The organism is Mycobacterium lehmannii (assembly GCF_002245535.1).
GTDB lineage: Bacteria > Actinomycetota > Actinomycetes > Mycobacteriales > Mycobacteriaceae > Mycobacterium > Mycobacterium lehmannii.
Genome location: NZ_NKCN01000025.1, coordinates 14,610 through 32,090, shown reverse-complemented (window position 1 = coordinate 32,090; position 17,481 = coordinate 14,610). Strand labels below are relative to the sequence as shown.

The 17,481-nt window shown below is 64.4% G+C and carries 14 protein-coding genes, 1 tRNA gene and 1 pseudogene; 6 read left to right on the top strand and 10 right to left on the bottom strand.

What is annotated here, in order from left to right; translation table 11 throughout:
* Window positions 1-37 precede the first annotated feature (37 nt).
* The 3 genes and pseudogenes from CEX87_RS22275 to CEX87_RS22265 all read right to left on the bottom strand — a co-directional run bounded on the left by CEX87_RS22275 (window position 38) and on the right by CEX87_RS22265 (window position 3,819).
* A complete protein-coding gene (locus CEX87_RS22275) occupies window positions 38-259 on the bottom strand; it encodes an MbtH family protein (protein ID WP_094289126.1) in 222 nt (73 codons plus the stop codon).
* 172 nt (window positions 260-431) lie between these two features.
* Complete coding sequence (locus CEX87_RS22270; protein WP_094289124.1) at window positions 432-1,178, bottom strand: class I SAM-dependent methyltransferase; 747 nt, start codon at window positions 1,176-1,178, stop codon at window positions 432-434.
* A gap of 297 nt (window positions 1,179-1,475) precedes the next feature.
* Window positions 1,476-3,819, bottom strand: a pseudogene (locus tag CEX87_RS22265) (glycoside hydrolase family 65 protein).
* Between the two features lie 205 nt (window positions 3,820-4,024).
* Here CEX87_RS22265 and CEX87_RS22260 point away from each other — a divergent pair.
* Complete coding sequence (locus tag CEX87_RS22260; RefSeq protein WP_094289122.1) at window positions 4,025-5,845, top strand: SLC13 family permease; 1,821 nt, start codon at window positions 4,025-4,027, stop codon at window positions 5,843-5,845.
* A gap of 99 nt (window positions 5,846-5,944) precedes the next feature.
* Entirely contained in the window at window positions 5,945-6,907 is a 963-nt protein-coding gene (locus tag CEX87_RS22255; RefSeq protein ID WP_094289120.1) for an L-lactate dehydrogenase, read from the top strand.
* A gap of 244 nt (window positions 6,908-7,151) precedes the next feature.
* Here the strand turns inward: CEX87_RS22255 and CEX87_RS22250 are convergent, their stop codons facing one another.
* Complete coding sequence (locus tag CEX87_RS22250; RefSeq protein WP_064425818.1) at window positions 7,152-9,362, bottom strand: 6-phosphofructokinase; 2,211 nt, start codon at window positions 9,360-9,362, stop codon at window positions 7,152-7,154.
* 224 nt (window positions 9,363-9,586) lie between these two features.
* On the opposite strand from CEX87_RS22250, the gene CEX87_RS22245 reads away from it, so the two are divergent.
* On the top strand, window positions 9,587-10,069 hold the full coding sequence (locus tag CEX87_RS22245; RefSeq protein ID WP_064425817.1) for a hypothetical protein: 483 nt from the start codon (window positions 9,587-9,589) through the stop codon (window positions 10,067-10,069).
* A 7-nt stretch (window positions 10,070-10,076) separates the two neighbouring features.
* Here CEX87_RS22245 and CEX87_RS28005 read toward each other — a convergent pair whose 3' ends face one another.
* Window positions 10,077-11,009 carry a BBE domain-containing protein gene (locus CEX87_RS28005; RefSeq protein WP_064425816.1) on the bottom strand — a complete coding sequence of 311 codons (933 nt, stop codon included), beginning with the start codon at window positions 11,007-11,009 and terminating at the stop codon, window positions 10,077-10,079.
* A gap of 433 nt (window positions 11,010-11,442) precedes the next feature.
* Between CEX87_RS28005 and CEX87_RS22235 the strand changes: the two genes are divergently transcribed.
* The gene (locus CEX87_RS22235; RefSeq protein WP_064396597.1) at window positions 11,443-12,906 is read left to right on the top strand and encodes an APC family permease; all 1,464 of its coding nucleotides are present in this window, start codon (window positions 11,443-11,445) and stop codon (window positions 12,904-12,906) included.
* Between the two features lie 125 nt (window positions 12,907-13,031).
* Entirely contained in the window at window positions 13,032-13,157 is a 126-nt protein-coding gene (locus CEX87_RS27870) for a hypothetical protein (RefSeq protein WP_269845555.1), read from the top strand.
* A gap of 61 nt (window positions 13,158-13,218) precedes the next feature.
* Here the strand turns inward: CEX87_RS27870 and CEX87_RS22230 are convergent, their stop codons facing one another.
* The 4 genes from CEX87_RS22230 to CEX87_RS22215 form a co-directional block, all read right to left on the bottom strand.
* On the bottom strand, window positions 13,219-14,073 hold the full coding sequence (locus CEX87_RS22230; RefSeq protein ID WP_094289118.1) for a phytanoyl-CoA dioxygenase family protein: 855 nt from the start codon (window positions 14,071-14,073) through the stop codon (window positions 13,219-13,221).
* Between the two features lie 98 nt (window positions 14,074-14,171).
* Window positions 14,172-14,978: an SDR family NAD(P)-dependent oxidoreductase gene (locus CEX87_RS22225; protein ID WP_064396601.1), complete on the bottom strand. Its 807-nt coding sequence runs from the start codon at window positions 14,976-14,978 to the stop codon at window positions 14,172-14,174.
* Window positions 14,979-14,985: 7 nt separating this feature from the next.
* On the bottom strand, window positions 14,986-15,819 hold the full coding sequence (locus tag CEX87_RS22220; protein WP_064396603.1) for a mycofactocin-coupled SDR family oxidoreductase: 834 nt from the start codon (window positions 15,817-15,819) through the stop codon (window positions 14,986-14,988).
* Window positions 15,819-16,562: a carboxymuconolactone decarboxylase family protein gene (locus tag CEX87_RS22215; protein ID WP_233151475.1), complete on the bottom strand. Its 744-nt coding sequence runs from the start codon at window positions 16,560-16,562 to the stop codon at window positions 15,819-15,821. Before CEX87_RS22215 ends, CEX87_RS22220 begins: the two co-directional genes overlap by 1 nt.
* A gap of 79 nt (window positions 16,563-16,641) precedes the next feature.
* Here CEX87_RS22215 and CEX87_RS22210 point away from each other — a divergent pair, with 79 nt between their 5' ends.
* On the top strand, window positions 16,642-17,319 hold the full coding sequence (locus CEX87_RS22210) for a TetR/AcrR family transcriptional regulator (protein ID WP_064396605.1): 678 nt from the start codon (window positions 16,642-16,644) through the stop codon (window positions 17,317-17,319).
* Window positions 17,320-17,375: 56 nt separating this feature from the next.
* On the opposite strand, the gene CEX87_RS22205 is transcribed toward CEX87_RS22210, so the two are convergent.
* Window positions 17,376-17,458 (bottom strand) — tRNA-Tyr (locus tag CEX87_RS22205).
* Between the last annotated feature and the right edge of the window lie 23 nt (window positions 17,459-17,481).

Genomic DNA, 17,481 nt, shown 5'->3' with positions numbered 1-17,481 from the left:
TCGAGCCCCGCTCCAGAAGATATTGAAGGGAAGCAGATCAGGCTTGGTGAGCCTTGAGCCGCCTGCGCAGGCTCTTCAGCCGTGTTTCAGACCAGTTCTGTTCGAGATAGTCCAGACACGTAACGCGGTCCGCTCCCCCGTGAACCACCCTCCAGCCAGCTGAGACCGCCGCGAAGGCCGGCCACACGCTGTGCTGCGCCTCGTCGTGGACCACGACGAGCAAATTGCCGTTTTCGTCGTCGAACGGGCGCTCGCTCATCGGTTCTCTCCAAACCCCCGCTTGAGTAAAACCAGTTCGACGCTAACTCGTCCTCGACGCGCTTATGCAGTTTCGGCAAAAATTGTCGTCTCCGTAAGCAGGGGCTGATCCGCGATTTGTGGTTACATCAGCTAGCAAACGCCAGGACATGCGGGAGCGCTTCGCTGGGGATCTAGAACCTGTATTGGAAGAGTCGATCGTAATTTCGGGTCGTGCGGATCAGGCTCTGTATCCGGTACAGAAGTCGCGGGGTCGTGAGCGGTATTTTTTCGAGTCCAGCGATGACCGAGCTGTCGTCGATCAGGCGTAGTCGGGCATCCCACCGGGTGATCTCCCGACCGTCGCGCGTGCCCCATTTGATGATGCCCGATCTGGACAGTCGAGGTCCCCAGGGCGACAGGAGGTCGGCGAGGAGCTCTCCGCTATCGAAGCGATCGAGTAGCTGGGGCAGCAGCCGCTTCAGGTCATCCGGCGTGAGATACATCAGAACACCCTCTGCGACGATCAGAGCGGGACCGCCTTTCGGGATCTGGTCAAGCCACAACGGGTCGGTGACCGACGAACCGATCATGTGATAGCGACCGGACTCCGCGTACAGCTGCCGACGCAACGCGATCACTTGCGGCAAGTCGACGTCGAACCATCTCACGCCAGGGGGTATTGCCAAACGTGTTGCGCGGCTATGCAATCCACAACCTAAATGCAGCACGGTGGCGTTCTGATGGGCGGCCAGGTATTTGGTGACCAGTGCGTCGAACTGCGCGCCACGCAATGCCACGCCGAACTGATTGATCGCCGGGCGTACGGCACGGTGGACACGCTCCCAGTCGTAATCGATGCGTGCGACGTGCTGTGCGGCGAGCTGGTCGTCCAGTATCGGTTGGGCCGATCGGCTCTCGCAGGCCCGCAGGTAAAGCATGCAAAGTAGCGTCCACTCGACCGATCCCCAACGCACGCCGGTGAAGTCGACCCTGCCGCGATGAGCGTCGACCGGCTTTGGCGTTCCGGGATTCGTCGCGTCCTCCCTCAGCTCGCTCTACGCTTCTTGTCCCTCGGCGTTTCGATGTGCTTGCCGCGTGGTCAGCGTAACGGCTTTCGGTCGACGGCAGGTGGCACTTGCGACGAACCGTCTTCGGTGGCCGGCGGCGCCATAACCTACCGCTTCCCGGTCTGCGGCCCGACGACCTCGGATCGCTCTAGCCACTTCCGCCGGCCGTCACGCCCTTCGGTACGGCGCGCGATGGGTCGGGAACTCGATGTCGCGCTCTGGCGGTGGTTTCGGGAGCGGTCGAGCGACGGGCTCCTTATCGAACGGTCACCGGCTGACCGTGGTGGGTGAGGAGTACCGGATCACCCGACGTCAGGCGATACGTCGCTTCATGCGCGGTGACTTCCACCGCTAGGCAACTGTTACGCCGGGTAACCCTAAACTTCAGCCGGTTCAGCGCCGGCGGAAGAGCGGGAGCGAACGTGAGCTCGTCTCCGCGACAACGCATTCCGCCGAAACCCGCCACGCAGACCAGCCACGTCCCGGCGAGCGCGGCGATGTGCAGCCCGCTGGACACGTTGTGATGGAGGTTGTGCAGGTCGATGAACGCCGTCTCGACCAGGTAGTCGTAGGCGAGCCGCAGCTGGCCGACCTCGGCGGCCAGCACCCCCTGTCCGCAGGCCGACAGCGACGAGTCCCGGACGGTCTGCGCCTCGTAGTACTCGAAATTGCGAACCTTCTCCTCCGCGGTGAACGCGTCGCCCCGCAAGTACATCGCCAGCGTGAGATCGGCCTGCTTGACGACCTGGGTGCGATACAACTCGAAGTACGGGTAGTTCAGCAGAAGCGGGTACGCGCTCGGCGGTGTCTCGGCGTAGTTCCACACGGCCATCCGGGTGAAGCTCTCCGACTGCTCGTGCACTTCGAGGTCGTCGTTGAACGGCACCACCATGTGCGAGGCCGCGACGCGCCATACCGCGGTCTCCTCCGCGCTCACGCCGAGGCGGCGGGCCACCACAGGATTGCGCTCACACGCGGCGGCGGCTTCGGTGAGATTGTGTTGGGCCATCAAGTTGGTGAACAGATTGTTGTCCACCAGCGCGGTGTACTCATCGGGTCCGGTGACCCCGTCGATCCGGAACTGCCCCGTTGAATCGTGGTGACCGAGGCTGACCCACAGGCGTGCGGTCTCCACCAGCAGCTCGACGCCGTAGTCGTTCTCGAATTGCCGATCTCCGGTCGCAGCGACATATTGCGCTGTCGCATAGGCGATGTCGGCCGTCACGTGCACGGCCGCCGTCCCAGCGGGCCAGTAGCCGGAGCACTCGTCACCGTTGATCGTCCGCCACGCGAACATCGCTCCGTCATGGGCGAGTTCACGCGCCCGTCGCTTGGCGCTCGGCAACGTCGAGTGCCGCCAGCGCAGCGCAGCGGCCGCCGCTTCCGGCATGGTATGGGTCAGCATGGGCAGCACATAGATCTCGGTATCCCAGAAGGCGTGCCCGCCGTATCCGGTTCCGGTGAGGCCCTTCGCCGAGATGGGTCGGCTTTCACCGCGGGCCCCCGCCTGCAGCACCTGGAACAACGCGTACCGGATCGCCTGTTGGAGTTCCGGATCTCCATCGATCTCGATATCGGCGTGGGACCAGAACCCATCGAGGTATTCGCGTTGCGCTGACAGCAGATTGTCCCACCCGGTCTGCTTCGCCTGCGCGAGCGCGGCCTCCACCTGCGCCCGCAACGCCTCTGTCGAGCGCCTGCTCGACCATCCGTACGCGATGAACTTCGTCATCCGCAGTACTTGGCCCTTGTCGACGTCGACCGCGACGGTCATGCGCGCCAGGTCGTCTTCGGCGCGGATATCGCACGCGACGCCGGACGGAAGGTCGAGCTGGTGGTCCATGCCGGCGGCGACCCGCAAACCGGAATGTCTGGTGTGATGGACGAGCACTGCGGAACTTCGCTCCGCGAAAGCGAATTCAGCGACCAGGGGATGATCCAGTGCGGCCGCCAGCCGCGGATCGTCACTCGCGGTGACCACCGCCTCGTTGGCCAGCAAGTCGGACTGCACCACCAGTTCCAGGGACGAGTCCAGCGGCTCGACCTCGTAGCGGATCGCGGCCACCGCGCGCTGGGTGAACGAGACCAAGCGCTCGGAGCTGATTCGGACGCACCGTCCGGTCTGTGACGCCCAGACCGTGTTGCGGCGCAGCGTTCCGGTACGGAAATCGAGGATGTGTTCGTGTTCGACCACCCTGCCGTAGCGCATATCCATCGGCGAGTCCTGAACGAACAGCTGGATGATCTTTCCATCCGTCACGTTGACGATGGTCTGGCCGTCCTCGGGATAGCCGTATCCGCCTTCTGCATAAGGCAATTCGTGGTTCTCGTAGAACCCGTTCAGAAACGTGCCCGGTGTGCCGACCGGCTCTCGCTCGTCGAGGGATCCACGCAGGCCGATGTGGCCGTTCGAGAGGGCGAAGATCGATTCGACGTCAGGCAGTAGGTCGAGATCAAAGCCGGACCACCGCAGTTCCCAGGGGGCAATCTCGAACTCAGGAGGGGCTGCCATGACGCCATTATCGCCACCCCGCGGCGATCGCATGCCGTGATCGGCGGACGTTGCTGTTTTCCGGAGTGGCCGCTCGTCGAGGGGCGGCGTCGTGAAATCACCGCGGAGTTATGGTCATCGCCGCGATAATCGAACCACAGCGTGCGTCAGACCACCTCGGAACGCCGTACAACCAGCGCAGGTGAAACGATCGAATGTCCACAGAATGTCTGAAGCAACACTGAGCTTGGTGATCGTCGGGGTCGCCGTCGTGTTGTTCATCTGGAACCGGCTCCCCGTCGAGGTGGTCGCGATCGGTGTGGCGTTGCTGCTGTACTTCACCGGGCTGGTCGACACGAGGACGCTGTTCAGCGGATTCGGCGATGCGGTGATCGTGTTCATCGCGTCGCTCTTCGTGGTCAGCGAGGGCCTGGAGGCATCCGGGGTCACCGCCTGGGTGAGCCGGACGCTGACTCGGTTGGCAGGGCGGGCATACGCCCGCTTGACGGCCACCGTGATGTCTCTCGGCGCAGTGGTCAGCGCGGTGATAACCGTCAACGGTGCGGCCGCAGCACTGGTCCCGGTGACGGTGTCGGTGTCGCGACGGGCGCGGATCGCGCCATCGAAAGTATTGATTCCGTTGGCGTTTGGCGCCAGTGCGGGGGCGCTGCTCACGCTGGGCGGCAGCCCGGTGAACGTCCTCATCTACGACGCATCGCGCGACAACGGCGGTTCCGGGTTCGGCTACTTCGAATTCGCGCTGGTCGGTGTCCCGCTGGTGCTCGTGACCGTGCTGGTTGCGGTGGTGTTCGGCCGTCGGTTGTTGCCGGAGCGGGAGTCGACCACCCTGCCCAGCGACTTCAGCGGGTACCTGCCGCGCCTCATGGAGCACTGGGGGCTGAATCGCCGCCTCTTCCGGCTCACGATCGATGATGGGTCGGCTGCGGTAGGTGTGCCGGTGCGCGACGTTGTCAGTCCGCACGGTGCAGACGCGGAGCCGGCCGGCGGGGATCTGATTTTGGTGGCGGCGCAATCGCGCGGGGGCCGGGTCGTTGACGACCATCACCGGCTCGAGCCAGGAGATGTGCTCACCGTGGACGGGAACGACGACGTAGTCGCCGCATTTGGGAAACGCGCGGGGAGCTCGGTCGAGCATCTGCCGGGTGGACAATCCGACGACCTGTTGGGCCCCGACACCGGGCTCGCCGAGCTGGTGGTTCCACCCCGGTCGGACTGGTTGGGGCAGCAGGCTTTCCCCGGGCTCGCCTGGGCCGGGCTCACCATCCTGTCCGTGCACCGGATGAACTCCGATGTGGGCGCCCGCGTTGTCGAACTGGCGCAGGGCGACACCATCCTGGTCCACGGCCAATGGGCGGCGATCGACCGATTGACGGCGTCGGGCTTGCTTGTCGTGGATTCGACCGAAGAGGTGAGACGTCAGACGGTCGCGCTCAACCGCACCGCGCCCCGTGCGATTGCTGTGCTCACAATGATGATCGTGTTACTGGTGACGGGGATCGTGCCGCCGGCGGTGGCGGCATTGCTGGCCGCACTGGCAATGGTGGCGTCGCGCGTGGTGCGCACGGACCAGGTGTACCGCGCAATCCCATGGCAGACGATCATTCTCATCGGTGCGCTGATCCCGTTGTCCACTGCGATCCAGGCCAGCGGGGCGGCAGAGCAGATCGCCCGCCCGATCGTCGATCTTGTCGGCAACCGCAGCCCGTATCTGTTGCTCGCCGTGCTTTTCGTGCTCACGGCGGTGCTCGGACAGTTCATCTCCAACGTTGCCACGGTGTTGGTCGTGATACCGATCGCCGTGGCTGCGGCCACGGACAGCGGTATCTCGGTGCAGGCGACGCTGATGCTCGTGGCGCTCGCGGGTGCGGCATCGCTGCTGACTCCGATCGCCACACCGGCCAATATGATCGTGCTGAACCCGGGTGGTTACCGCTTCGGCGACTACTGGCGGCTCGGCATCGTCACGATGGTGGCGTGGTTCGCGGTCGCGATGGTGGTGATCCCGGTCTGGTGGCCGCTGTACTGACTCCGGTCCGGAGGACGGAAAACCCGGCGGCAGGCTGATTTTCGTCGCATTTCCGTCTGGATCGATCCGGAACAGCCCCGCATCGTCGACTATGGAGCCATGAGGAAGACATCGCAGGGACTGTCGAACAAGGTCAGCATCGTCGGGATGGGCAGCGTCGGCACCGCGATCGCCTACGCCTGCCTGATCCGGGGCTCCGCGGGCGCCCTGGCGCTCTATGACATCAACGCCAAGAAGGTCCGCGCCGAGCTGCTCGACCTCAATCACGGCAGCCAGTTCGTACCTCACTGCCCCACCATCGGCTCTGATGAGATCGGCATCACCGCCGGTTCGAGGATCATCATCGTCACGGCAGGCGCCAAACAGGACGAGGGGCAGACCCGACTGGACTTGGCGACCGCCAATGTGGCGATGGCGCAATCGTTGACGCCACAGCTGCTCGAACAGTCACCCGACGCGGTCATCGTGTTCGTCACCAACCCGGTCGACGTCGTCACCTACGCCGCGGTCGAGGCGGTGGGCACTGACGACGGCCGGATTTTCGGGTCCGGGACGGTGTTGGATTCCAGCAGGTTTCGCTATCTGATCGCTCAGCAGGCTGACCTCGCCGTCGCCAATGTGCACGGCTTCATCGTGGGCGAACACGGCGATTCGCAGATCCCGCTGTGGTCGAGCGTGTCGATCGGCGGGGTGCCTGCCGAGAAGTTCCGCATCGACGGCACTGTGGTGTTCGACGAACCGACCCGTAACGAGATATCGGCGGCCGTCGTCAACGCGGCCTACGAGGTCATCGCCGGTAAGGGCGCGACGAGCCTGGCCATCGGACTGTCGACCGCCCGGATCATCGAGGCAATCCTCTACGACCAACACCGGGTGTTGCCGGTGTCGACCGTGCAGCGCGGCGTCTATGAGATCACTGATGTCTGCCTGTCATTGCCGACGGTCGTGACAGCCGCGGGTGCGGGCCGGGTGCTCGAAGTGCCGCTGTCGGTCTCCGAACTGCTCAGCTTGCAGGGTTCTGCGGCGACCCTCAAGCAGGCGCAGACGTCGCTGGGTCTGTAGTCGACTCGTCGGTGGAGCCGCGGTCGCGGGCGTGAGGGCGACCAACACCCCGAAAACACCTGGGGCCGAGAGCTTGACGAGGTGACGAACACATCCAGCCGCTTGTGCATGGTGGCGCCGTCGAGCCCGTCTGCGGAACTGCCCAATACCGCAAGGACTTCGGCGACACTTCGGGAGTGCGCCAGCGCGCTTGCCCGGCGCGACGTTGCCGCGCAATCACGAGTTTCGCATCGTGGCCGCCCCTTTAGTCGCGCATGACGTCAGCCAGGTGACGATGGTCCCACCACTGCTGTTCGACCGGTCGCTGAGCGTTGTCCTCGATGAGCGTCGGGTAATGCGCGAGATCGGTGAATCGCAGTTCGCCGGACTGAAATCCGAGCATTGCGCCGGCGCGGCCACCGGACGAGAGCTGTTCTGAGAGGAATCCGATACAGCGGGCGGTCATGATCGTCGCCTGCACCCGGTCGAACGGCGACGGGTTTCCGCCCTCCTGGACGTAGCCAAGAACCTCCTCCCGCGCATCGAACAACTCCGCGCCTTCTTTCTCGAACAGTGCGGTAATGAATCTGGTGGTGTAGACGCGGTCGGAGCCTTCGCTGCGCACGATCAGGCCCACCCGCTTGCCGGCTCGGAAACGGTCCGCGAGCGCGTGCACGTCGGCGGTCAGGGCGTTCAGTGTGATGCCCTCCTCCGGTAGGTAGACGCGATCTGCACCGGTGGCCAGCCCGCTGACCAGGGCAAGATAACCGCAGTCGTGGCCCATCACTTCGACAATGAACACTCGTCGCGTGGCGACCGCGGACTGCCGTATCTTGTCGACGTCGGAGACGATGCTGTTCAGCGCGGTATCACTGCCGATACTCAATTCACTTGCCGGGACATCGTTGTTGATGGTCATCGGCATGCACACGAGTGGGATGTCAAGGGCGTCATACTCCTGCCGATGCCGATAGAGCTCGTGAGCGGCCCGGTAACCCGCCCATCCGCCGGCGACGATGAGCCCGTCGATACGGTGAGCGGCTATCTGTTCGGCGATCCGGGCGATACCGGCCCGGTCGGGCACGTAGCGATTGGTGCCGATCTCGGCGCCCCCCTCGGACACCCAGCCGCTGACATCCATCCAACCCATCTCGTGTACGTCACCGTTGGCTAATCCCCGAAACCCGTTCTTGACCGCCAATACGGTGTGGCCGCGATCCAGGCCGAGTCGGACGGCGGCGCGCACCGCGGTGTTCATCCCGGGCGCCGGTCCGCCGGCGTGTACAACGGCGATCCGGAAGCGCTTTGCCTCGGCGGGCCGCGGCGCAGCCTGTTGGATGGTGTCCAGGACCCTGCACGATTCCGCGAAATGTCCCCCGCGCGCCTGAATCGCTCCCGCATAGTCCCGTGACTTCATTCGTGTGGCGACTTCTTGGGTCCGCTCCACGCACTCCATCAGTGGCGAGGCAACCACGCGGTTACCCCGCAATCCGATCAGTTGCGCGGGCGCGTCGGGCGTGTCGGCAAGCAGTCGTTCCACAGCCAGAAAGCCGAAGTGCGTTGCCAGGTAGCGGTCGAAAGCGCTTGGCGCACCGCCACGTTGGACGTGACCCAAGACGGTGATGCGGACATCCTCACCGAGTTCGTCCTCCAGCAGTTCTCTGACCTGTTCGGCGGTGATCCGGTTGCCGTCGCGGTGGGCACCCTCGGCGACGACGACCACGCTGTGTCGACGGCCGATCGATCGGCCCGCCTTGATGTCGCGACACATCCGCTCTCGCCAGCCCTCGCCTGGCGGTTGTTCGGGTATGAGGACCCAACTCGCGGCGGTCGCCAGCGACGACATGAGGGCGAGGTAGCCGCAGTTCCTGCCCATCACTTCCACCACGAAGGTGCGCTGGTGGCTGGCAGCGGTGCTGTGCAAGGCATCCAAGGCCTCGATGATCCGGTGCAACGCCGTATCGGCGCCTACCGTCATGTCGGTGCCTGCCATGTCGTTGTCGATGGACCCGACCAAACCAGCAAGTCGCAGAAAAGGATGATCATCCGCCAGGTCCTGCGAGATGTCCCCGGCCTCAACCAATTCAGCGAGCAATCCCGACCACTCCTGACGGAACAGGTTTGCCCCCGCAAGACTGCCGTCACCGCCGATCACCACTAGGGCGTCGATACCGTGCTCGACCAGGTTGCGCGCGGCCGATCGCCGGCCTTCACGAGTTCTGAACTGCTTCGATCGGGCGGTGCCGATGACAGTACCGCCCTGGTGCAGGATTGCCTCGACATCAATCGGTTCCATACGCCGGATGAGGTCACCACCTGTGACGAGCCCGTGGTATCCCTCGTGGACCGCATACACGTCGATGCCGTGGTGCGCGGCGGTAAGCACGACGGCGCGTACCGCTGCGTTCATGCCGGCGGCGTCACCGCCGCTGGTCAGGACACCAATACTGGATGGTGCGGACTGGACTTCAGGCATGTACCCGCCTCCGTGCCGTTCGGGGATGCTCCACGACCATCTTGCACGGCTGGAGCCGACATGAGGAACGGACCAACCGACGTAGGCGTAATCTCCCGCTCGAACCACAGGCGTCACATCAGCGTCACCAGCGTTGGGACCGCTCATCGACGGTGCTGGGCACATGCGCTTCGACTTTGGCGAGAACCGCTTCTGCGGGACCGCCCCGTCATACCGTGACATCCATGGCAGAACAAACCCCCGCTGTCACGGCGGCACACCCGTCCGACAGGGTGCTGCGGATCGTGAACCCCTTGATCGGCAGGTTGCTGCGCACTCCCCTCGCCGGACCACTGCGCAGCCGCATGATGGTGGTCAACGTCGTCGGCCGCAAGAGCGGACGCCGATACTCAATCCCGGTGAGCGCCCATCGAATTGACGGCGAACTGTATGCGTTGACCTCAGCGGGATGGAAGAACAACTTCCGCGACGGGGCGACCGCGGACATACTGCTCGACGGTAGGACGACGACGATGCGCGGTGAACTGCTGACCGACACCGCGCTCGTCGCCGAGTTGTCGCACCGCTGCGCGAAAGCCTGGGGCGCCAAGCGTGCCCCGACGATGATGGGGCTGAAGTTCCGCGACGACGGCATACCGTCGGCCGAGGATTTCGCGGATGTGGTTCGTCGGGAACGTATCGCGGCGGTGCGGTTCAGACCGGCGTGAAGCGTTATCAGCCGCCGTCGGCCGAAAGGCTCTGCTCGAAGGCGAACACGTTCTGAGGGTCGTATTTCGCCTTGATCGCGCGCAACCTTTCGACGTTGTCCCCCCAATACGCCGATTCCCATGGCGGTGCTGGTCGACGGGTCCTCGGCCGAGGCCCAGCAGATACTGGCGCCGATCCTTGCAGTCGGCAAGCCACAAGTCTCGACCGACGACGCACGGTGGGCCGATGTCTACGCGGGCGTCCAGAAACCACCAGCCGTTCCGGCATACCGGCATTCGGGACATTGACGTAGGCGCCACTCGCATACGGCTGCAAGGCTTCTCCGAATTCGGCGCACCATGTCAGGCACTCGTCCGTCAGCGGATCGCCGGCGGCCGGTATCCCGCCGCGGACACCCCACCCCGCGCCGGGCTCAGCGTAGAACAGCGCATCGCGATGCGCGAAGGCAGAACCGCCGGGCGGCTCACTTGCTCGCACTGTGCCACCGAAGGCGTTGGTGAAGTAGTTGCAATCCGGCGTCGGGGCCTTAGCCATGAACGATGTGACGAGGTCGATGGCTTGCGGCGGATACGGTGCATAGACGAACTGCGACAGGAATTTCCAGTTCGCGGCTTCATCGACGTGGCCGGGGCTCGAGCAGCTTTCGCCGGTCTTCGAGGCCTGGCCACCAGCACCACCTTGTCGGGGCGGATCTCCAACTGGCTGGTGAGCCGATCGTCGGCATGTGGGGCGCTGCGCTGTCGCCACGACATGGATGGTGTGCTTCACGGGATGGATGCGGTACGTCAGCGATGTGACGATCCCGAAATTGCCGTTGCCTGCGCCACGTAACGCCCACAACAGGTCCGGGCTGTTCTGCTCGTCGGCGATGACCGTCGTCGCGCCACCGTCGGTCGAGGCCACGACGACCTCCGCCGCGAGCAGATTGTCAGACGCCATGCCGTACCGGCGGGTGAGCAGCCCTCGAGGCAGTGGCGTCCGCTACGCACCCGCAGAGGCACGCCGCTGCGCCGCGCCCATGACACGGCGTCGACCACCTCCTGTGTGTCGGCGCAGAACCCGACCGCGTCGGGTTGCGGGGCAAACAGGTGGTTGTAGCCCATTCGGGCCGCGTCGTAGCCCGAGTCTCCGGGCCGCACAACGTCTCCCGTCAACCCCGAGGGAGCGGTTGAGTTCCGGCTCGTAGCCACAGTCCTCACCGTTTCGTCTGCGTCTGTTTCGTCCGGTGCAACCTCTGTCATGACCGTTGACCTTCCGACGACTGAGGACACTTCTCCGAACGTACAGATCAGCGGCGAAGATAATCACCGAATTGACGACCGCGAAATATCCGGTGCCATACTGTTCACCTAACTTCAGAAGGGATGGGTGGATGACCACGGAGGGCGTCGTGCAGGGTCAATCCGCCGATGACGAGTCTCGAGAATGCGGTTATACGCCCGAACTGAAGCGGAGTCTCGGCTCGTTCCAGGTGTTCGCGATCTCGTTCGCGTTCATCTCGGTTGCGGTCGGCGTCTTCGCTAGTTATGGTGCGGTGCTTCAGAGTTCAGGACCCGTCGGCATTTGGCTGTGGTTGGTCGCGGCGGCCGGGCAGACCCTGGTGGCACTTGTCGTCGCCCAGTTCGCCGCTCGGATCGCGCTCAGCGGCTCCTCCTATCAGTGGGCATCGAGGCTGGCGAACCCGAAGGTCGGCTGGTTCTTCGGGTGGTTGACGTTCTGGTTTCTGGCCATCGGCGTGGTGGCCATGGACAACGCGCTCGCCAGCCAGGCGCTCATGCCGCTGCTGGGTATGGCGCCCGACGAGGATGTGGCGCGGGCGATCACGCTGGCGGTGTTGGCGACGCAAACGGTGCTCGTCATCGCCTCGACCCGACTGCTCGGAATGGTCACCTCGACGGCGGTGGCGCTGGAGCTGACGATCGTCGTGGTGCTGGTGATCGCGCTCGGTGCGGTGATGATGTTCGGCGGCAGCGGAACCGTCGACAACGTGGTATCGCATGGCATCGCCGCCGGCTCACCCGACTACTTCGCAATCGGCGGCGGCTTGATGGCCGGGATGGTCATGGGACTGGTGACGCTGGTCGGCTTCGACTCGGCGGCCAACCTGGCCGAGGAGGCCAAGGACCCCTACCGCAGCGTCCCGCGGGCGATCGTCACCTCGGTGCTGGCATCGGCCGTCCTGGGGTTCATCTTCATCTTCACCCTCACCGTCGGCATCAAGAGCATTCCGGAGGTCAGCAACAGCGAATCGCCGGTGGCGACGATCATCCGCGACCAGCTGGGATCCCTCACTGAGCGAATCCTGTTGTCGGGAATCGCGTTTGCGATGTTCGGTGCGGGAATGGTGATGTTGGCCTCCTGCTCTCGCATCGTGTTCGCCATGGCTCGTGATTCCCGCTTCCCGGGCTACACCTTGTTCCGCCGAGTCAACCCGCGCACCCGTACGCCGATTCCCGCGACCGTGCTGATGTTCGTCGTGGGCGTCGCTCTCATGGTGGCGCTGCCGGGTCAGGCCTTGCTGCAGCTGATTGTCGGGTCGACGATCCTTCCGGCGCTGATCTACGGAGCCATCTCCGTGTTGTACCTGTCGGTGCGAAAGCGGCTGGGCCGCAGGGAGGGTGCGTTCGGGTTGGGACGCTTCGAGGTGCCCGTGGCGATCGCCGCCATCATCTGGGTGGTGTTCTCGTTGGTGGCGCTGATGTCGCCCTCGGACTCACTGGTCCCCGACCTGATCGTCCTGGGCGTCGTAGCGGCGGGCGGGCTGTACTTCGCCAAGATGTTGATCTTCAACCGTGAGGTGCTCGAAACCGAACCCGGTGATCCCGACGCGTTCTGAGTTGCGACCCTTACCTGGCGGATAGGAAAGGCTTCCGATCGCGCAGCCGAAACTGGCTCGGCGGCCATTACGCGCGCGGCGCTTGACGTCGACGATTGGTCCAAGACCAAACGAAGGAACCGACGATGTTCGAAGCGACGCACGCCCCTGAGGATCAAACCGTGGACTGGCTCGCCCTGGCGGACCAGCTTTTTCCGGCCGAGGCGCTGGTCACCGCTCGGCCGGCTTTCGGCTCGCGGGTGGCGTCCTAGCGTCGAGATTGCACACCGGGTTGTTGCGTCGGCTTTGCAGCAACCTCAGTGGCAATGTCGACTATGGCTGCTCCAACAGCCGCAGCGGGTGCAGACCGTCGACGGCGCCGACGAACGGCGGGTGAATGCTGTAGCCGATCATGCGCCGGATGTCGTCGGAGACCTCTCGCGCCGTGTCGCGGGAGATCGACAGCGTGAAGGCCTCCATCGGCCGCAGCCACGGCTGGCAGTACTGGGCGGTGACGGCCAGTCGCGCTTTGTCGGTGGTGTTGGCGCCGCCGCCGTGCCAGAGGGTGCCGACGAAGAAGACGCACGAGCCGGCAGGCATGACGACGGGGATCGCGGGGTCGCCCCGCTCGGGCCGCCGCCTGCCCCAGCGGTGACTGCCCGGGTAGAGCACGGTGGCGCCGTTGTCGGCGGTGAAATCGTCGATCGCCCACATCGTCGCGGCGGCGAGCGGAGCGCGGGGCCGCGGAATCGGATAGAACCCGTCGTCGTGATGAGGCAGTTGCGCGGTCTCGCCGGGCTGGATGTTGATGGCTTGTAGGGCCGACAGGAGGTAGTTGTCCATCAGCAGCCGGTCGAGGACCGCGAGCACCCGCGGATGGTCGACGAGTCGGTCGCACCCGCGGGTCCTGCTCAGCAGGCTGTAGATGCGCTGTGTGCGGTGCCCTTCAAAGGAGTTGCGGCCGGTGTGCGAGAGCCAGGGTGCGACCGTCGCTTTGATCTGCCGGCACTCGTCGTCGCTGAGCAGGTTCTCCCAAATGAGGTAGCCGTCGCGGTCGAGGGCCGCCATATCGGCGTCGACGACCGCCGGGTCCACCGAGGCGCCGCTGCTGGGTGTCCACTTGTGCCGGCGCGCGAGATCGCTACGTAGATCATCGAGCGTGCTGACCGGATCGTCGTCGATGCTCATGAGCAGTCCTCACTGGCCGGCGCGCGGTTGGCGGCCTATGCAAAAACACTGGACCTGGCTGGACCGCCGGTCAAGTGTCTCGCGGGGCCGCGCCGAACTCAGCGTTGAGCCAGCTTCTCGGTCTGTTTTGCGATGAAGGAGTTCCAGTCCGTCGCGCGCTCGACGAGGAGATCACGCACCTGATCGTCGGTGTAGACCATGAAGGTGTCGTTGAGAATCGCCTCTGCGACCTGCTCGCCGACTTCCTCGGGTTGCAGGATGCCGAATTGTTCTCCGGGCAGGCCGGTCTGGACCTCTGGCCCGAAGGTAGGGGGCATCGTCGCGAGGATGTTCGTCGCCACCGGACCCGGACACACTACGGTGACGCCGATGCCGTGCGGGTGCAGGTAGAGCCGGAGGCCTTCGGAGATCTGGATAATTGCGGCCTTCGTCGCCGCGTACGGAATCCGATCGTAGGAATACGTGTAGAGCCCGGCGAACGAGGCGGTGTTGACGATATGGCCGTGCCCCTGCGAAATGAGTTGAGGCAGGAAGACGGCGTTACTCCGAACGACGGACATCAGGTTGATCTTGATGATCCGTTCCCATTCGCCGACCGGGAGATGGTCGGGTCGGCCGCTGGTCAAAACGCCGACGTTGTTCATGACGATGTCGACCGATCCGTAGCGCTGCCGCGTGAATTCGCCGAGATCTGCGAATGCCTGCTCCTTGGCGACATCACACACGAAGGCTTCTGCCGTGTGGCCGTCGGCCCTGATGTCCGCCACTGCCCGATCCGCGTTGTCGGCGTGGATGTCGGCAATCACGAGCCGCGCTCCCCGCTTGGCCAGGGAGTGCGCGGTCGCCAATCCGATGCCGCTGGCTCCGCCGGTGATGACGGCCGTCGCACCGTTCAGTGATCTCACAGTTGCCTCACCGAACCGTGAAGCCTGCGTCGAGCGGCCACTGAATGCCGGTGATGAATTTGGCCTCCTCCGAAACCAGGAAAGCTACAGCGTGGGCGACATCCTCGGGTTGGAGGATGGGCAGCGGTAGCGCGTTCTCCATGCCCGAGATCGCATTCTGGCCGCCTTCAGCCGCCTGCGCCATCAGCGCGTCCATCGCCTCGTTCTGCGTCATTCCGCTGAGCACTCCGGTGGGGTGGATGGTGTTCACCCGGATCCATTCGGGGGCAAGGTAGTTGGCGATGTTCTGCATCAGTGCGACCACGCCGCGTTTGGCTGCGGCGTAGGCGTTTCCGCTGGCGTTGAGCGAGGCGGTGCCCTTCAGACCCGCCGTGGAGCTTGTGATGACAATCGATCCACCTTGTTTGCCCCCACGCATGACGGGCAACGCGGCTCGGATGGTGTGGTAGACGCCGGTCAGGTTGGTGTCGATCACATCCTGCCAATCCTGCATGAAATCGTCTGATTCGCCTGCTAGACGGACGATTCCGGCATTGGCGATGATGATGTCGATACGGCCGAACTGCTCAACGCCGGCATCCACCGCGGTTAGCATGTCGCGATAGCTCCGAACATCGCCTTTGCGCGCCACCATGCGTTGACCTTCTTTCTCGACGAGCCTCTCGGTTTCGTCGAGGTCGGCCATCGAGGCATTCGGATACGTCATCGACGCGATGTTCTCGCAGATATCGACTCCGATGATGTCGGCTCCTTCACGAGCCAACCGCACGGCGTGCGCACGGCCCTGCCCTCTCGCCGCGCCGGTGATGAAGGCGACCTTTCCTGCCAGTGACTTCGACATCAGACTCCTTTCGCATTGGCGGTTGGCATGGCGGCCGCGATGCGCTGCCACGACTGGTCTGCGGCTGTCTGGAGGACCCGGCCCTTGGGAAATCCGCTGTAGGCAGAGAACTGCAAAATGACTTCGTTCATCTCCGAACGGCTGATGTCGCCGGACTCCAGGGCCGACCCGACATGGGAATAGATCGGCCCGAGCGCACCGGACACCCCGACCGCAGCGACCGTGATCAACCGGCGCTCACGACGGCCGAGGTTCGGTCGTTGCCAGAGGTGGCCGAAGACGAATGCCAGGATGCCGGCCTGGAAGTACGGCGAGTCCCGCGGCGGAGCCGGCAGCAGGTTCACGTCGACGAAGCACTTCTCACCCTCGTCGAGGCGAACGTCGTGATCCGTCGGCCCAAGCGATTCCGTCGGGAGTTCTGGCCTCGGCGGTACTTCCTCACCCCGCTCTTCTGCTAATCGAACCCACTCATTACGTGCCGCGCCTTCGGCTTCCGACGCCCGCGGCCAGCCGCAGTACACCGCGAAGTGCAAGACGAATTCGAGCAGTTCCTCGTAGGTGATGTCGCCGCTGGCCAGTGCGGCGTACATGTGCTGGTTCATGAGGTCGACGCTTTCGAGTGCACACACGCAGGTCAGCGTGACGAACCGGCGGTCTCGCCGACTCAACCCCGGCCGTTCCCACACCGGCCCGACGACCGGGTCGGCGACCATCACGTCCTGATAAGGCGGGTTCGTGCTCACAGGCACCTCTCTCGGTGAAGACGAATGACTGCACTTTAAGTCCCTAGACTTAATCCGTCCAGTATGAGATTGTCTTGCCATGTCCGTGTCAGTGGAACTGTCGCCGAAGCAACAGTTGGTGCTCACCGCGGAGCGGCTGTTCGCCCAACGCGGTCTCGACGGTGTGCCGCTTCGTCAAATCGGCACCGAGGCGGGCATGGCCAACAAGTCGGCGGTGCAGTACCACTTCGGGTCCAAAGAGGCTCTGGTGCAAGCGATCCTGCTGAACCGGCTGGAACACCTGACGCAGCGACGCCGGCTGCTGGCGGCGCGCGCCGGCTCCGATGACCTACGGGGCATTGTCGAGGCGCACCAGTTGCCGCTCATCGAGATGGCCGAGGACGAGAATTGCTTCTACGTATCGTTCCTCGAACAGCTACTGCGCTATGACTCGTCAGTCAGCCCGCTGGCCTCGCTACCGGAGGAGCACGCGCAGTCCCATCGCGAGTACGTCCGAAGGGTCGGCGATCTCACCAAGCACATTCCGCGAGCCATCCGCGACGAGCGGATCCACAAGGTCTCCGCAATGTGTGTGCACGCGTGCGCCGACCGTCACCGATATCGCTCTTTCGGACAACCGGTCGCGTCGTACGCGTTGCACGTGAGCGCACTGCTCGACGACTTCGTCGCCATGCTCACCGCTGCGCCGTCCGAGGAGACGCTCGCTGCGCTAAAGGGCTCTCGGCAGCGAGGCGTGGTGCTTCGGGCATTGCCGTAGGAGGTGGAAGCGAGCGGTCATAACACATCAGGCCCGCTCAAACGACCTGAATAGCGTGGCAGGTGCAGGATTCGAACCTGCGTAGGCGTAAGCCGACGGATTTACAGTCCGCTCCCATTGGCCGCTCGGGCAACCTGCCTGGGTGCTGCACCGCCGGGTGAC

What these genes read in the sequence shown, in the direction of transcription:
- CEX87_RS22220 (WP_064396603.1), bottom strand. Translation starts at nt 15,819, where the DNA reads ATGTCGAAGTCACTGGCAGGAAAGGTCGCCTTCATCACCGGCGCGGCG.
- CEX87_RS22210 (WP_064396605.1), top strand. Translation starts at nt 16,642, where the DNA reads ATGTCCGTGTCAGTGGAACTGTCGCCGAAGCAACAGTTGGTGCTCACC.
- CEX87_RS22260 (WP_094289122.1), top strand. Translation starts at nt 4,025, where the DNA reads ATGTCTGAAGCAACACTGAGCTTGGTGATCGTCGGGGTCGCCGTCGTG.
- CEX87_RS22230 (WP_094289118.1), bottom strand. Translation starts at nt 14,073, where the DNA reads ATGAGCATCGACGACGATCCGGTCAGCACGCTCGATGATCTACGTAGC.
- CEX87_RS22245 (WP_064425817.1), top strand. Translation starts at nt 9,587, where the DNA reads ATGGCAGAACAAACCCCCGCTGTCACGGCGGCACACCCGTCCGACAGG.
- CEX87_RS22235 (WP_064396597.1), top strand. Translation starts at nt 11,443, where the DNA reads ATGACCACGGAGGGCGTCGTGCAGGGTCAATCCGCCGATGACGAGTCT.
- CEX87_RS22275 (WP_094289126.1), bottom strand. Translation starts at nt 259, where the DNA reads ATGAGCGAGCGCCCGTTCGACGACGAAAACGGCAATTTGCTCGTCGTG.
- CEX87_RS27870 (WP_269845555.1), top strand. Translation starts at nt 13,032, where the DNA reads ATGTTCGAAGCGACGCACGCCCCTGAGGATCAAACCGTGGACTGGCTC.
- CEX87_RS28005 (WP_064425816.1), bottom strand. Translation starts at nt 11,009, where the DNA reads ATGGCGTCTGACAATCTGCTCGCGGCGGAGGTCGTCGTGGCCTCGACC.
- CEX87_RS22250 (WP_064425818.1), bottom strand. Translation starts at nt 9,362, where the DNA reads ATGCCTGAAGTCCAGTCCGCACCATCCAGTATTGGTGTCCTGACCAGC.
- CEX87_RS22255 (WP_094289120.1), top strand. Translation starts at nt 5,945, where the DNA reads ATGAGGAAGACATCGCAGGGACTGTCGAACAAGGTCAGCATCGTCGGG.
- CEX87_RS22270 (WP_094289124.1), bottom strand. Translation starts at nt 1,178, where the DNA reads ATGCTTTACCTGCGGGCCTGCGAGAGCCGATCGGCCCAACCGATACTG.